Source organism: Pseudomonas sp. 05N431, from assembly GCF_056397005.1.
Genome location: NZ_JBFTMN010000035.1, coordinates 1 through 15,837 on the forward strand (window position 1 = coordinate 1; position 15,837 = coordinate 15,837).

The window sequence follows — 15,837 nt, forward strand, 5'->3', positions numbered from 1 at the left end:
AAGGCGTTGAAATGGTAATGCCAGGTGACAACATTCAGATGACTGTTACCCTGATCAAAACCATCGCAATGGAAGACGGTCTGCGTTTCGCTATCCGTGAAGGCGGTCGTACCGTCGGCGCTGGCGTCGTAGCCAAAATCATCGAGTAAATTGTTGTAATGTCTTTTTCGGGCCGGCATAATGGTCGGCCTGATTTTGTTTTAGGTCAGTAGCTCAATTGGCAGAGCGACGGTCTCCAAAACCGTAGGTTGGGGGTTCGATTCCCTCCTGACCTGCCAGATTCACTCAGTGCGTCTGGCTTTCTTTTCACAGGATCTTCATAGATGACTCCTAAAGCTGAAGCTCAAGGCTCTCGCTTCGATCTGCTCAAGTGGCTTGTAGTAGTCGCCTTGGTGGTTGTTGGCGTTGTCGGCAATCAGTATTACCATGCTGCGCCGATCCTGTACCGTGTACTCGCTTTGCTTGTTATTGCTGCTGTAGCTGCCTTTGTAGGCCTGCAGACAGTCAAGGGCAAGTCTTTCTTTGTACTGGTTAAGGAAGCTCGCACCGAGATTCGTAAAGTCGTGTGGCCAACTCGCCAAGAAACCACGCAGACCACCCTGATTGTGGTGGCTGTTGTTCTGGTTATGGCGTTGCTGTTGTGGGGGCTTGATTCCCTGCTCGGCTGGCTTGTTTCCTTGATTGTTGGCTAAGGGTGTCCCGTGGCTAAGCGTTGGTACGTTGTGCATGCTTACTCGGGTTACGAGAAGCATGTCATGCGTTCGTTGATCGAGCGTGTAAAGCTGGCTGGCATGGAAGATGGCTTCGGCGAAATTCTGGTTCCCACTGAAGAAGTGGTTGAAATGCGTAATGGCCAGAAGCGCAAAAGCGAGCGTAAGTTCTTCCCTGGTTATGTGCTGGTCCAGATGGATATGAACGAGGGTACTTGGCACTTGGTCAAGGATACTCCTCGGGTGATGGGCTTCATCGGCGGTACTGCTGATAAGCCAGCGCCGATCACTGACAAAGAAGCAGAAGCAATTCTGCGTCGTGTTGCTGATGGTAGTGACAAGCCGAAACCCAAGACTCTGTTTGAGCCGGGTGAAGTGGTTCGTGTTACCGACGGTCCGTTCGCTGATTTTAATGGCACGGTCGAAGAAGTTAACTACGAAAAGAGCCGGATCCAAGTCGCAGTGCTCATTTTCGGTCGCTCTACTCCGGTAGAGCTAGAGTTCAGCCAGGTCGAAAAGGTCTAGCCGAACAAGCATCCCAACCCCGCAGCCCTAGGCTGTGGGGTTTTGTCGTCACTGGGATAAACGCGCAAGTAACCGGGGAGCCTCTCGAGGCGTTCGAACCCGTAATTGGAGTGCCTCATGGCCAAGAAGATTACCGCTTACATCAAGCTGCAAGTGAAGGCCGCTCAGGCTAACCCAAGCCCACCTGTTGGTCCTGCTCTGGGTCAGCACGGCGTGAACATCATGGAATTCTGCAAGGCTTTCAACGCCCGTACTCAGGGTATTGAGCCAGGTCTGCCGACTCCAGTGATCATCACTGTCTACAGCGACCGTAGCTTCACTTTCGAAACTAAAAGCACCCCGGCTTCGGTTCTGCTGAAGAAGGCTGCTGGTTTGACTAGCGGTTCCGCTCGTCCAAACACCGTTAAGGTTGGCACTGTCACTCGTGCTCAGCTGGAAGAAATCGCGAAAACCAAAAACGCGGATCTGACTGCAGCTGATATGGAAGCAGCCGTGCGTACTATCGCCGGTTCTGCTCGTAGCATGGGCCTTAACGTGGAGGGTGTGTAATGGCTAAGCTGACCAAGCGCCAAAAGGCTATCGCCGGCAAAATCGAAGCGGGCAAGGCCTACAACTTTGTAGATGCCGCTGCTCTGCTGGCTGAGCTGTCGACTGTCAAGTTCAGCGAGTCGTTCGACGTTGCTGTGAACCTGGGTGTTGACCCGCGTAAATCTGACCAGGTTGTTCGTAGCGCTACTGTGCTGCCACACGGCACTGGCAAGACCGTTCGCGTTGCTGTGTTCACCCAGGGCCCAGCAGCTGAAGCTGCTCTGGCCGCCGGCGCTGATCGCGTAGGCATGGACGACCTGGCTGCCGAAATGAAAGGCGGCGACCTGAACTATGACGTGGTTATTGCTTCCCCGGATGCAATGCGCGTTGTAGGTCAGTTGGGTCAGATCCTCGGTCCACGTGGCCTGATGCCTAACCCTAAAGTCGGCACCGTAACTCCAGACGTAGCTACCGCGGTTAAAAACGCAAAAGCTGGTCAGGTTCGTTATCGCACCGACAAAAACGGCATCATCCACACCTCCGTTGGCAAAGTCGGCTTCGATGCCGTCAAGCTGAAGGAAAACGTTGAAGCCCTGATCGCTGATCTGAAGCGTATCAAGCCAGCTTCCTCGAAAGGTATTTACGTCAAGCGCGTTACCCTGAGCACCACTATGGGCCCAGGTCTGGTCATCGACCAGGGTTCGCTCGACGCGTAAGACACAGATTGGCGCGAGTAATTGCGCCAATTGAAAAATTGGGGTCCCTGCCTGGCGGGGGCTATCCAAGACCGTAGGCGACGCAAGTCTTAAACCTCAAGCCTACGCAGATGGTGCTCCCGGTTCCTTACCGAATCAGACACCAAAACGACATCCGGCCTCGGCTGGATGAAACGGTAACAAGCAGGAGTTAAACCCGTGGCAATTAAACTCGAAGACAAGAAGGCCATCGTCGCTGAAGTCAACGAGGCTGCCAAAGCTGCTCTGTCCGCTGTCGTGGCTGATGCCCGTGGCGTAACAGTAGGCGCTATGACCGGACTCCGTAAAGAGGCTCGTGAAGCTGGCGTTTACGTACGTGTTGTACGTAACACCCTGCTCAAGCGCGCTGTTGCTGACACTGAATACAGTGTTCTCAACGACGTGTTCACTGGCCCGACCTTGATTGCATTCTCCAAAGAACATCCGGGCGCTGCTGCTCGTATCTTCAAGGAATTCGCAAAAGGTCAGGACAAGTTCGAGATCAAGGCAGCTGCGTTCGAGGGCAAGTTCCTCGCAGCTAACCAAATCGACGTACTGGCAACTCTGCCGACCCGTGACGAAGCAATTTCTCAGCTGATGAGCGTGATTCAAGGCGCTACCAGCAAATTGGCTCGCACTCTGGCGGCAATTCGCGACCAGAAAGAAGCTGCTGCAGCCTAAGGCTCGCCATCTTCTCGCGTTTTTTGTTTATTTCGATGGTCGCGTAGGCCGTCCCCCAATTCAGGAATTAGAGTCATGTCTATCTCTCAAAACGATATCCTTGAAGCCGTTGGCAACATGTCCGTAATGGAAGTTGTTGAACTGATCAAAGCTTTCGAAGAAAAATTCGGCGTTACCGCTGCTGCTGCATCGGCTGGTCCAGCTGTTGCTGCTGCCGTTGCTGAAGAGCAAACCGAATTCAACGTCATGCTGACCGAAGCTGGCGAGAAGAAAGTTAACGTGATCAAGGCTGTACGTGAACTGACCGGTCTGGGCCTGAAAGAAGCCAAGGCTGTAGTTGACGGCGCTCCTGCCATGGTTCTGGAAGCTGTTGCCAAAGACGCAGCTGACAAAGCCAAAGCAGTTCTGGAAGAAGCAGGCGCTAAAGTCGAGCTGAAGTAAGCTTCGACTTTGCGTCTCCAGCCCGAGCGTTAAGCGAAAGGCTGATGGCTGGTGGCTCTTGCCACCGGCCTTTTTCCGTTATTGGCAGCCGACTGGGTCGGTGCTGATAACGAGCTGTAACCACCCGATGCGGTGGCGCAAACCATGGGGTTTGCACGATTTTCTGGCTGCTCCCGTCGGGAGGGGCCAAACAAGCAGGTGACCAAGCTGGGGAACGCTGATGGCTTACTCATATACTGAGAAAAAACGTATCCGCAAGGACTTTAGCAAGTTGCCGGACGTCATGGATGTGCCGTACCTCCTGGCCATCCAGCTGGATTCGTATCGTGAATTCTTGCAAGCGGGAGCGACTAAAGATCAGTTCCGCGACGTGGGCCTGCATGCGGCCTTCAAATCCGTTTTCCCGATCATCAGCTACTCCGGCAATGCTGCGCTGGAGTACGTCGGTTATCGCCTGGGCGAACCGGCATTTGATGTCAAAGAATGCGTATTGCGCGGTGTGACTTACGCCGTACCTTTGCGGGTAAAAGTGCGCCTGATCATTTTCGACAAAGAATCGTCGAACAAAGCGATCAAGGACATCAAAGAGCAAGAAGTCTACATGGGTGAAATCCCCCTGATGACTGAGAACGGTACCTTCGTAATCAACGGTACCGAGCGTGTAATCGTTTCCCAGCTGCACCGTTCCCCGGGCGTGTTCTTCGACCACGACCGTGGCAAGACGCACAGCTCCGGCAAACTGCTGTACTCCGCGCGGATCATTCCTTACCGCGGTTCGTGGCTGGACTTCGAGTTCGACCCGAAAGACTGCGTATTCGTGCGTATCGACCGTCGTCGCAAGCTGCCTGCATCGGTACTGCTGCGCGCGCTCGGCTATACCACTGAAGAAGTGCTGGACGCGTTCTACACCACCAACGTTTTCCACGTGCAAGGTGAAAACCTCAGCCTGGAACTGGTGCCTCAGCGCCTGCGCGGTGAAATTGCTGTCCTTGATATTCAGGATGACAAAGGCAAGGTTATTGTCGAGCAAGGTCGTCGTATCACCGCTCGTCACATCAACCAGCTGGAAAAAGCCGGGATCAAAGAGCTGCAAGTGCCGCTGGACTACGTCCTGGGTCGCACTACCGCCAAGGTCATCGTGCATCCGGCTACCGGCGAAATCCTGGCAGAGTGCAACACCGAGCTGAACACCGAGATCCTGGCGAAAATCGCCAAGGCCCAGGTCGTTCGCATCGAGACTCTGTACACCAACGATATCGACTGCGGTCCGTTCGTCTCCGACACACTGAAGATCGACTCCACCAGCAACCAATTGGAAGCGCTGGTCGAGATCTATCGCATGATGCGTCCTGGCGAGCCGCCAACCAAAGACGCTGCCGAGACTCTGTTCAACAACCTGTTCTTCAGCCCTGAGCGCTATGACCTGTCTGCGGTCGGTCGGATGAAGTTCAACCGTCGTATCGGTCGTACCGAGATCGAAGGTTCGGGCGTGTTGTGCAAAGAAGACATCGTCGCGGTACTGAAGACTCTGGTCGACATCCGTAACGGTAAAGGCATCGTCGATGACATCGACCACCTGGGTAACCGTCGTGTTCGCTGCGTAGGCGAAATGGCCGAGAACCAGTTCCGCGTTGGCCTGGTACGTGTTGAGCGTGCGGTCAAAGAGCGTCTGTCGATGGCTGAAAGCGAAGGCCTGATGCCGCAAGACCTGATCAACGCCAAGCCAGTTGCTGCGGCGGTGAAAGAGTTCTTCGGTTCCAGCCAGCTGTCCCAGTTCATGGACCAGAACAACCCGCTGTCCGAGATCACCCACAAGCGTCGCGTTTCTGCACTCGGCCCTGGTGGTCTGACGCGTGAGCGTGCGGGCTTTGAAGTTCGTGACGTACACCCGACTCACTACGGTCGTGTATGCCCGATTGAAACGCCGGAAGGTCCGAACATCGGTCTGATCAACTCCCTGGCCGCTTATGCGCGCACCAACCAGTACGGCTTCCTCGAGAGCCCGTACCGCGTGGTGAAAGACGCTCTGGTCACCGACGAGATCGTGTTCCTGTCCGCCATCGAAGAAGCTGATCACGTGATCGCTCAGGCTTCGGCCACGATGAACGACAAGAAGGTCCTGATCGACGAACTGGTAGCTGTTCGTCACTTGAACGAGTTCACCGTCAAGGCGCCGGAAGACGTCACCTTGATGGACGTATCACCGAAGCAGGTAGTTTCGGTTGCAGCGTCGCTGATCCCGTTCCTCGAGCACGACGACGCCAACCGTGCGTTGATGGGTTCGAACATGCAGCGTCAAGCTGTACCAACCCTGCGCGCTGACAAGCCGCTGGTAGGTACCGGCATGGAGCGTAACGTGGCTCGCGACTCCGGCGTTTGCGTCGTGGCTCGTCGTGGCGGCGTGATTGACTCCGTTGATGCCAGCCGTATCGTGGTTCGTGTTGCTGATGACGAAGTTGAAACCGGCGAAGCTGGTGTCGACATCTACAACCTGACCAAATACACCCGCTCCAACCAGAACACCTGCATCAACCAGCGTCCGCTGGTGAGCAAGGGTGATCGGGTTCAGCGTAGCGACATCATGGCCGACGGTCCGTCCACCGACATGGGTGAACTGGCTCTGGGTCAGAACATGCGCATCGCGTTCATGGCATGGAACGGCTTCAACTTCGAAGACTCCATCTGCCTGTCCGAGCGTGTGGTTCAGGAAGACCGCTTCACCACGATCCACATCCAGGAACTGACCTGTGTGGCGCGTGACACCAAGCTTGGGCCAGAGGAAATCACTGCAGACATCCCGAACGTGGGTGAAGCTGCACTGAACAAACTGGACGAAGCCGGTATTGTTTACGTAGGTGCTGAAGTTGGCGCAGGCGACATCCTGGTTGGTAAGGTCACTCCGAAAGGCGAGACCCAACTGACTCCGGAAGAGAAGCTGTTGCGTGCAATCTTCGGTGAAAAAGCCAGCGATGTTAAAGACACTTCCCTGCGCGTACCTACCGGTACCAAAGGTACTGTCATCGACGTACAGGTCTTCACCCGTGACGGCGTTGAGCGTGATGCTCGTGCTCTGTCGATCGAGAAGACTCAGCTCGACGAGATCCGCAAGGACCTGAACGAAGAGTTCCGTATCGTTGAAGGCGCTACTTTCGAACGTCTGCGCTCCGCTCTGGTCGGCCACAAAGCCGAAGGCGGCGCCGGTCTGAAGAAAGGTCAGGAAATCACCGACGAAGTACTCGACGGTCTTGAGCACGGCCAGTGGTTCAAACTGCGCATGGCTGAAGATGCTCTGAACGAGCAGCTCGAGAAGGCTCAGGCCTACATCGTTGATCGCCGCCGTCTGCTGGACGACAAGTTCGAAGACAAGAAGCGCAAACTGCAGCAGGGCGATGACCTGGCTCCAGGCGTGCTGAAAATCGTCAAGGTTTACCTGGCAATCCGTCGCCGCATCCAGCCGGGTGACAAGATGGCCGGTCGTCACGGTAACAAGGGTGTGGTCTCCGTGATCATGCCGGTTGAAGACATGCCGCACGATGCCAATGGCACCCCGGTCGACGTCGTCCTCAACCCGTTGGGCGTACCTTCGCGTATGAACGTTGGTCAGATTCTTGAAACCCACCTGGGCCTCGCGGCCAAAGGTCTGGGCGAGAAGATCAACCGTATGATCGAAGAGCAGCGCAAGGTCGCTGACCTTCGCAAGTTCCTGCACGAGATCTACAACGAGATCGGCGGCCGCAACGAAGAGCTGGACACCTTCTCCGACCAGGAAATCCTGGATCTGGCGAAGAACCTGCGCGGCGGCGTACCGATGGCCACTCCGGTGTTCGACGGTGCCAAGGAAAGCGAAATCAAGGCCATGCTGAAACTGGCGGACCTGCCAGAAAGCGGCCAGATGCAGCTGACTGACGGCCGTACCGGCAACAAGTTCGAGCGCCCGGTTACCGTTGGCTACATGTACATGCTGAAGCTGAACCACTTGGTAGACGACAAGATGCACGCTCGTTCTACCGGTTCGTACAGCCTGGTTACCCAGCAGCCGCTGGGTGGTAAGGCGCAGTTCGGTGGTCAGCGTTTCGGGGAGATGGAGGTCTGGGCACTGGAAGCATACGGTGCTGCTTACACTCTGCAAGAAATGCTCACAGTGAAGTCGGACGATGTGAACGGCCGGACCAAGATGTACAAAAACATCGTGGACGGCGATCACCGTATGGAGCCGGGCATGCCCGAGTCCTTCAACGTGTTGATCAAGGAAATTCGTTCCCTCGGCATCGATATCGATCTGGAAACCGAATAACACGTGACGCGAATGAGAGCGGGGCAGGATTGCCCGCTCTCTGCTCCGCCAGGAGGAAAGGCCTTGAAAGACCTACTGAATTTGCTGAAAAACCAGGGTCAAGTCGAAGAGTTCGACGCCATCCGTATCGGATTGGCATCGCCTGAGATGATCCGTTCGTGGTCGTTCGGTGAAGTTAAAAAGCCGGAAACCATCAACTACCGTACGTTCAAACCTGAGCGTGACGGCCTGTTCTGCGCCAAGATCTTTGGCCCGGTAAAGGATTACGAGTGCCTGTGCGGTAAGTACAAGCGCTTGAAGCACCGCGGTGTGATCTGCGAGAAGTGCGGCGTTGAAGTCGCGCTGGCAAAAGTTCGTCGTGAGCGCATGGCGCACATCGAACTGGCCTCGCCAGTTGCCCACATCTGGTTCCTGAAATCGCTGCCGTCCCGTATCGGCTTGCTGATGGACATGACCCTGCGTGATATCGAACGCGTTCTCTACTTCGAGAGCTATGTCGTTATCGATCCAGGCATGACCACCCTTGAAAAAGGTCAGCTGCTCAACGACGAGCAGTACTTCGAAGCGCTGGAAGAGTTTGGCGACGATTTCGATGCCCGCATGGGTGCCGAAGCTGTCCGTGAACTGCTGCACGCTATCGATCTGGAGCACGAGATTGGCCGTCTGCGTGAAGAAATTCCGCAAACCAACTCCGAAACCAAAATCAAGAAGCTGTCCAAACGTCTGAAGTTGATGGAAGCCTTCCAGGGTTCCGGCAACTTGCCAGAGTGGATGGTGCTGACCGTTCTGCCGGTTCTGCCGCCAGATCTGCGTCCGCTGGTCCCGCTGGATGGCGGTCGTTTCGCGACTTCCGACCTCAACGACCTGTATCGTCGAGTGATCAACCGTAACAACCGCTTGAAGCGCCTGCTTGATCTGTCCGCTCCGGACATCATCGTGCGCAACGAAAAGCGTATGTTGCAGGAAGCTGTCGACGCCTTGCTCGACAACGGTCGTCGTGGCCGTGCTATCACCGGCTCCAACAAGCGTCCTCTGAAATCCTTGGCTGACATGATCAAGGGTAAGCAGGGTCGTTTCCGTCAGAACTTGCTTGGTAAGCGTGTTGACTACTCCGGTCGTTCGGTAATTACCGTAGGTCCGACCCTGCGTCTGCACCAGTGCGGTCTGCCGAAGAAAATGGCTCTCGAGCTGTTCAAGCCGTTCATTTTCGGCAAGCTGGAAATGCGTGGTCTCGCTACCACCATCAAAGCTGCCAAGAAGATGGTCGAGCGCGAGTTGCCGGAAGTTTGGGACGTTCTCGCTGAAGTTATCCGCGAACACCCAGTGCTTCTCAACCGTGCACCGACCCTTCACCGTCTGGGTATCCAGGCATTTGAACCGGTTCTGATCGAAGGTAAGGCTATTCAGCTGCACCCGCTGGTCTGCGCTGCGTACAACGCCGACTTCGACGGCGACCAAATGGCCGTGCACGTACCGCTGACACTGGAAGCCCAGTTGGAAGCGCGCGCGTTGATGATGTCGACCAACAACATTCTGTCGCCAGCCAACGGTGAGCCAATCATCGTTCCGTCGCAGGACGTTGTATTGGGTCTGTACTACATGACTCGTGAAGCGATCAACGCCAAGGGCGAAGGTCGTGTGTTCGCGGATCTGCAAGAAGTTGACCGTGTGTTCCGTGCCGGCGAAGCCGCACTGCACGCCAAGGTTAAAGTGCGGATCAACGAAACCGTCAACGACCGTGATGGCGGCAGCGTGACCAACACCCGTATCGTCGACACTACTGTCGGCCGTGCGCTGTTGTTCCAGGTTGTGCCAAAAGGTCTGTCGTACGACGTCGTCAACTTGCCGATGAAGAAAAAGGCGATCTCCAAGCTGATCAACCAGTGCTACCGCGTGGTTGGTTTGAAAGAGACCGTGATCTTCGCTGACCAGTTGATGTACACCGGTTTTGCCTATTCGACCATTTCCGGCGTTTCCATCGGTGTTAACGACTTCGTTATCCCGGATGAAAAAGCCCGCATCATCGGTGCTGCCACCGACGAAGTGAAAGAGATCGAAAGTCAGTACGCCTCCGGCCTGGTAACCCAGGGCGAGAAGTACAACAAAGTGATCGACCTTTGGTCCAAGGCGAACGACGAAGTTTCCAAGGCGATGATGGCCAACCTCTCGAAAGAGAAAGTCATCGACCGTCATGGCGTCGAAGTCGAGCAAGAGTCCTTCAACTCGATGTACATGATGGCCGACTCGGGCGCACGGGGTTCTGCTGCGCAGATCCGTCAGCTCGCCGGTATGCGTGGCCTGATGGCCAAGCCGGACGGTTCCATCATCGAAACGCCGATTACTGCGAACTTCCGTGAAGGTTTGAGCGTACTTCAGTACTTCATCTCCACTCACGGTGCTCGTAAGGGTCTGGCGGATACCGCGTTGAAAACTGCGAACTCCGGTTACCTGACTCGTCGTCTGGTAGACGTGGCGCAGGATCTGGTTGTAACCGAGATCGATTGCGGCACCGAACACGGTCTGCTGATGACTCCGCACATTGAAGGCGGTGACGTTGTAGAGCCGTTGGGTGAGCGCGTATTGGGTCGTGTTATCGCCCGTGACGTATTCAAGCCAGGCACCGAGGAAATCATTGTTCCTGCCGGCACTCTGGTAGACGAGAAGTGGGTTGAATTCATCGAGCTGAACAGCATCGACGAAGTGATCGTGCGTTCGCCGATCAGCTGCGAAACCCGTTATGGCATTTGCGCCAAGTGCTACGGCCGTGATCTGGCTCGTGGTCACCAGGTGAACATCGGTGAAGCTGTCGGCGTAATCGCTGCCCAGTCGATCGGTGAGCCGGGTACCCAGCTGACAATGCGTACGTTCCACATCGGTGGTGCGGCAAGCCGGACCTCTGCAGCCGATAGCGTTCAGGTGAAGAATGGCGGTACCGTCCGTCTGCACAACCTGAAACACGTTGAGCGAGTGGATGGTTGCCTGGTTGCTGTGTCCCGTTCCGGTGAGCTGGCAATCGCAGACGACTACGGTCGTGAGCGCGAGCGCTACAAGCTGCCGTACGGTGCTGTGATTTCGGTTAAAGAAGGTGACAAGGTCGACGCTGGCGCAATCGTGGCCAAGTGGGATCCGCACACTCACCCAATCGTTACCGAAATGAAAGGTACCGTGACCTACGTGGGCATGGAAGAGGGCATCACGATCAAGCGTCAGACTGACGAATTGACCGGTATGACCAACATTGAAGTACTCGACGCCAAAGACCGTCCTGCTGCCGGTAAAGACATCCGTCCTGCCGTGAAGATGGTTGATGACAACGGCAAGGATCTCTTGCTGCCGGGTACCGACGTAATCGCTCAGTACTTCCTGCCTGCCAACGCCCTGGTCGGTGTGGCGGACGGTGCGAAAATCGCGATCGGTGATGTTATCGCTCGTATTCCGCAAGAGACTTCGAAGACCCGTGACATCACCGGTGGTCTGCCGCGTGTTGCCGACTTGTTCGAAGCCCGTCGTCCGAAAGAAGCCTCGATTCTGGCTGAAGTCAGCGGCACCATCGCGTTCGGTAAAGAGACCAAAGGCAAGCGCCGTCTGGTCATTACCCCGAACGACGGTAGCGATCCGTATGAAGAGCTGATTCCGAAGTGGCGTCACCTGAACGTCTTCGAAGGTGAACAGGTAAACCGCGGCGAAGTTATCTCCGACGGCCCGAGCGATCCACACGACATCCTGCGTCTGCTGGGTGTGAGTGCGCTGGCCAAGTACATTGTTAACGAGATCCAGGACGTTTACCGTCTGCAAGGCGTGAAGATCAACGATAAGCACATCGAGACCATCCTGCGTCAGATGCTGCGTAAAGTTGAAATCGCTGAATCCGGCGATTCCACTTTCATCAAGGGCGACCAGATGGAATTGACTCACGTACTGGTAGAGAACGAGCGTTTGGCTGCAGACGACAAGTTCGTCTCCAAGTTCACTCGCGTTCTGCTGGGTATCACCAAGGCGTCGTTGTCCACCGAATCGTTCATCTCGGCGGCCTCTTTCCAAGAGACCACTCGCGTACTGACCGAAGCGGCGGTAACCGGCAAGCGCGATTACCTGCGCGGCCTGAAAGAAAACGTGGTCGTGGGTCGTTTGATCCCGGCAGGTACCGGTCTGGCTTATCACAGCGAGCGTAAACGCCGCCGTGATGCTGACAAACCGTTGCGCGTAAGCGCCAGTGAAGTGGAAGCTGCACTGACCGAAGCGCTGAACTCGAGCGGTAACTGAGTTCTGCGATAAATAAGTGTGGGGCCCTGGCGCCCCCGTTCATCGAATCGAGACAATTTGTCGAGGTTGGATGAGCGGGGAGGTCGGGGCCTTGCCTTGACTGGGGACAAGATCCTCTTTAGACTCTTGTACCCCTAAATTTGGCGGGAATTCGTTCCTGCCATTTTGCTTTTCTTGCAAGACAATAGCGTCGCAAGACAACAGTGGAGCTAGTAGATGGCAACTATCAACCAGCTGGTACGTCAGCCGCGTAAGCGTATCGTCGAGAAATCCGACGTGCCTGCGCTGCAGAACTGCCCGCAACGTCGTGGCGTATGCACCCGTGTGTATACCACCACGCCGAAAAAACCTAACTCGGCACTGCGTAAAGTATGCCGTGTGCGTCTGACCAACGGTTTCGAGGTTTCCTCGTACATCGGCGGTGAAGGCCACAACCTGCAAGAGCACAGCGTGGTACTGATCCGCGGCGGTCGTGTAAAAGACTTGCCAGGTGTTCGTTACCACACCGTACGCGGTTCTTTGGATACTTCCGGCGTTAAAGGTCGTAACCAGGGTCGTTCGAAGTACGGTACCAAGAAGCCTAAGTAGTAGTGGCTTTTTGTAAACACTGAATTATCTATTTTCTGAGTCGATAAGAGTAAGGTCGGAGGCGTCCCGAAAGGGCACCGATTCCGAGCGAACCTGAAGACCGTTTGAGGGCTTATCCATGCCAAGAAGACGCGTAGCAGCCAAGCGCGAAGTGCTTGACGATCCAAAATACGGAAGCCAAATCCTGGCCAAGTTCATGAACCACGTGATGGAAAGCGGCAAAAAAGCCGTTGCCGAGCGTATCGTTTATGGCGCGCTGGAAAAGGTTAAAGAACGCAAGAACAGCGATCCCCTGGAAATCTTCGAGAAAGCTCTCGACGCCATCGCTCCGCTGGTCGAAGTGAAGTCGCGCCGTGTAGGCGGTGCTACTTACCAGGTTCCGGTCGAAGTTCGTCCGTCCCGTCGTAACGCTCTGGCAATGCGCTGGTTGGTAGACTTCGCCCGTAAGCGCGGCGAGAAGTCTATGGCTCTGCGTTTGGCTGGCGAACTGTTGGACGCTGCTGAAGGTAAAGGTGCTGCTGTTAAGAAGCGTGAAGACGTGCACCGTATGGCTGAAGCTAACAAAGCTTTCTCGCACTACCGCTTCTAATTTTAGCTTCACTAATTTTGCGAGGGCTTTATGGCTCGTACTACTCCGATTAGCCGCTACCGTAACATCGGTATCGTTGCTCACGTGGATGCTGGTAAAACCACTACCACCGAGCGCGTCCTTTTTTACACCGGCAAAAGTCACAAGATGGGCGAGGTGCATGACGGCGCCGCGACCACGGACTGGATGGTGCAGGAGCAGGAGCGTGGTATTACCATTACTTCTGCTGCTATCACCGCCTTCTGGCAGGGTTCTGCGAAGCAGCACAAGGACCAATACCGTTTCAACGTCATTGACACCCCGGGCCACGTAGACTTCACCATTGAAGTTGAGCGTTCCCTGCGTGTACTCGACGGCGCGGTCGTTGTGTTCTGTGGTACTTCGGGTGTTGAACCTCAGTCCGAAACCGTATGGCGTCAAGCCAACAAGTACGGTGTTCCACGTATCGTTTACGTGAACAAGATGGACCGTGCTGGTGCGAACTTCCTGCGCGTGATCGCTCAGATCAAGCAGCGTCTGGGTCACACTCCAGTGCCAATCCAGTTGGCTATCGGTTCCGAAGACAACTTCCAGGGTCAGATCGATCTGATGACCATGGAAGCGGTTTACTGGAATGATGCTGACAAGGGCATGACGCCTCGTCGCGAAGCTATCCCTGCTGAACTGCAGGAACTGGCTGAAGAGTGGCGCAGTAACATGGTTGAAGCTGCGGCCGAAGCCAGCGAAGAGCTGATGAACAAGTACCTCGAAGGGGAAGAGCTCTCCATCGAGGAAATCAAGGCCGCTCTGCGTCAGCGTACTATCGCTGGTGAGATCGTTCTGGCTGTTTGCGGTTCTTCCTTCAAGAACAAGGGTGTTCCCCTGGTTCTCGACGCCGTTATCGACTACCTGCCTGCTCCTACCGATATTCCTGCCATCAAGGGTACTGACCCGGATGACGAGGAAAAGCAGATGGAGCGTCATGCGAGCGACGACGAGCCGTTCTCGGCTCTGGCGTTCAAGATCGCTACCGACCCATTCGTGGGTACCTTGACCTTCGTCCGTGTTTACTCGGGCGTGTTGGCCTCCGGCGACGGCGTGATCAACTCGGTTAAAGGCAAGAAAGAGCGCGTGGGTCGTATGGTGCAAATGCACGCAAACGCCCGTGAAGAAATCAAGGAAGTACGCGCTGGTGACATCGCGGCCTTGATCGGCATGAAGGACGTCACTACTGGCGAAACCTTGTGCAACGCTGACAAGCCAATCATCCTGGTTCGCATGGACTTCCCGGAGCCGGTTATTTCGGTTGCCGTTGAGCCTAAGACCAAGGATGACCAGGAAAAAATGGGTATCGCTCTGGGCAAGCTTGCTCAGGAAGACCCGTCTTTCCGCGTTAAAACCGATGAAGAGACTGGTCAAACGATCATCTCCGGCATGGGCGAATTGCACCTGGACATCCTGGTTGACCGGATGCGCCGTGAGTTCAACGTTGAAGCCAACATTGGTAAGCCTCAGGTTTCCTATCGTGAGCGCATCACGAAGAGCTGCGAAATCGAAGGCAAGTTCGTTCGTCAGTCCGGCGGTCGTGGCCAGTTCGGTCATTGCTGGATCCGTTTTGCTCCTGCTGACGAAGGTCAGGAAGGTCTGCAATTCCTGAACGAAGTTGTGGGTGGTGTGGTTCCTAAGGAATACATCCCGGCTATCCAGAAGGGTATCGAAGAGCAGATGAAGAACGGCGTTGTTGCCGGCTATCCGCTGATCGGCCTGAAGGCTACCGTGTTTGATGGTTCTTACCACGACGTCGACTCCAACGAGATGGCGTTTAAGGTGGCTGCTTCCATGGCGACCAAGCAACTGGCCCAGAAGGGCGGTGGTGAGTTGCTTGAGCCGATCATGGCGGTAGAGGTTGTTACACCTGAAGACTATATGGGTGACGTGATGGGCGACCTTAACCGTCGTCGCGGCATGATCTTGGGTATGGAAGACACGGTCTCCGGCAAAGTAATTCGTGCTGAAGTTCCGTTGGGTGAGATGTTCGGTTATGCGACCGACGTCCGTTCCATGTCTCAGGGTCGCGCAAGCTACTCTATGGAATTCAAAAAATACAATACAGCTCCGTCGCACATCGTCGAAACTGTTACCAAAAAACAAGGCTGATTCAGCCCCTTTAGGCTAGGAGTTAATTGTCGTGGCTAAAGAAAAATTTGATCGTTCCCTACCGCACGTCAACGTTGGCACCATCGGTCACGTTGACCACGGTAAAACCACTCTGACTGCTGCTCTGACTCGTGTTTGCTCCGAAGTTTTCGGTTCGGCTCGTGTTGACTTCGACAAGATCGACAGCGCACCAGAAGAGAAAGCTCGCGGTATCACCATCAACACCGCACACGTTGAGTACAACTCGAAGATCCGTCACTACGCTCACGTTGACTGCCCAGGTCACGCTGACTATGTGAAGAACATGATCACCGGTGCTGCTCAAATGGACGGCGCTATCCTGGTTTG

13 protein-coding genes and 1 tRNA gene are annotated in these 15,837 nt (G+C 55.3%); all 14 read left to right on the plus strand.

Translation table 11 applies throughout. The annotated features are described in order from the left end of the window. Positions 1-149, plus strand: a 149-nt coding sequence (locus tag AC1DIG_RS28875) for an EF-Tu C-terminal domain-related protein (RefSeq protein WP_477768703.1), incomplete at its 5' end; no start/stop codon positions are given. Between the two features lie 53 nt (positions 150-202). Further along, positions 203-278, plus strand: a tRNA-Trp gene (locus tag AC1DIG_RS28880). 45 nt (positions 279-323) lie between these two features. Continuing rightward, positions 324-692: a preprotein translocase subunit SecE gene (secE, locus tag AC1DIG_RS28885; RefSeq protein WP_019693884.1), complete on the plus strand. Its 369-nt coding sequence runs from the start codon at positions 324-326 to the stop codon at positions 690-692. Positions 693-701: 9 nt separating this feature from the next. Continuing rightward, the gene (gene nusG / locus AC1DIG_RS28890; protein WP_010443972.1) at positions 702-1,235 is read left to right on the plus strand and encodes a transcription termination/antitermination protein NusG; all 534 of its coding nucleotides are present in this window, start codon (positions 702-704) and stop codon (positions 1,233-1,235) included. A gap of 117 nt (positions 1,236-1,352) precedes the next feature. Continuing rightward, positions 1,353-1,784, plus strand: a complete 432-nt coding sequence (gene rplK, locus AC1DIG_RS28895; protein WP_008008888.1) for a 50S ribosomal protein L11 — start codon at positions 1,353-1,355, stop codon at positions 1,782-1,784. After that, positions 1,784-2,479: a 50S ribosomal protein L1 gene (rplA, locus tag AC1DIG_RS28900; protein ID WP_019693883.1), complete on the plus strand. Its 696-nt coding sequence runs from the start codon at positions 1,784-1,786 to the stop codon at positions 2,477-2,479. The genes rplK and rplA overlap by 1 nt, the downstream gene beginning before the upstream one ends. Before the next feature lie 198 nt (positions 2,480-2,677). Beyond that, positions 2,678-3,178: a 50S ribosomal protein L10 gene (gene rplJ, locus AC1DIG_RS28905; RefSeq protein WP_019693882.1), complete on the plus strand. Its 501-nt coding sequence runs from the start codon at positions 2,678-2,680 to the stop codon at positions 3,176-3,178. Between the two features lie 75 nt (positions 3,179-3,253). Beyond that, positions 3,254-3,619: a 50S ribosomal protein L7/L12 gene (gene rplL / locus AC1DIG_RS28910; protein WP_003206098.1), complete on the plus strand. Its 366-nt coding sequence runs from the start codon at positions 3,254-3,256 to the stop codon at positions 3,617-3,619. 220 nt (positions 3,620-3,839) lie between these two features. Beyond that, on the plus strand, positions 3,840-7,913 hold the full coding sequence (gene rpoB / locus AC1DIG_RS28915) for a DNA-directed RNA polymerase subunit beta (protein ID WP_429539748.1): 4,074 nt from the start codon (positions 3,840-3,842) through the stop codon (positions 7,911-7,913). 63 nt (positions 7,914-7,976) lie between these two features. Further along, positions 7,977-12,176 carry a DNA-directed RNA polymerase subunit beta' gene (gene rpoC, locus AC1DIG_RS28920; RefSeq protein WP_054594278.1) on the plus strand — a complete coding sequence of 1,400 codons (4,200 nt, stop codon included), beginning with the start codon at positions 7,977-7,979 and terminating at the stop codon, positions 12,174-12,176. 216 nt (positions 12,177-12,392) lie between these two features. After that, positions 12,393-12,764 carry a 30S ribosomal protein S12 gene (gene rpsL / locus AC1DIG_RS28925; protein ID WP_002555494.1) on the plus strand — a complete coding sequence of 124 codons (372 nt, stop codon included), beginning with the start codon at positions 12,393-12,395 and terminating at the stop codon, positions 12,762-12,764. A 118-nt stretch (positions 12,765-12,882) separates the two neighbouring features. Then, the gene (gene rpsG, locus AC1DIG_RS28930; protein ID WP_002555493.1) at positions 12,883-13,353 is read left to right on the plus strand and encodes a 30S ribosomal protein S7; all 471 of its coding nucleotides are present in this window, start codon (positions 12,883-12,885) and stop codon (positions 13,351-13,353) included. 30 nt (positions 13,354-13,383) lie between these two features. Next, positions 13,384-15,489, plus strand: coding sequence for an elongation factor G (gene fusA, locus AC1DIG_RS28935; RefSeq protein WP_019693879.1), 2,106 nt, complete (start codon positions 13,384-13,386; stop codon positions 15,487-15,489). A gap of 31 nt (positions 15,490-15,520) precedes the next feature. Continuing rightward, positions 15,521-15,837: GTP-binding protein (locus AC1DIG_RS28940; protein ID WP_477770056.1), on the plus strand; the 317-nt coding region annotated here is incomplete at its 3' end.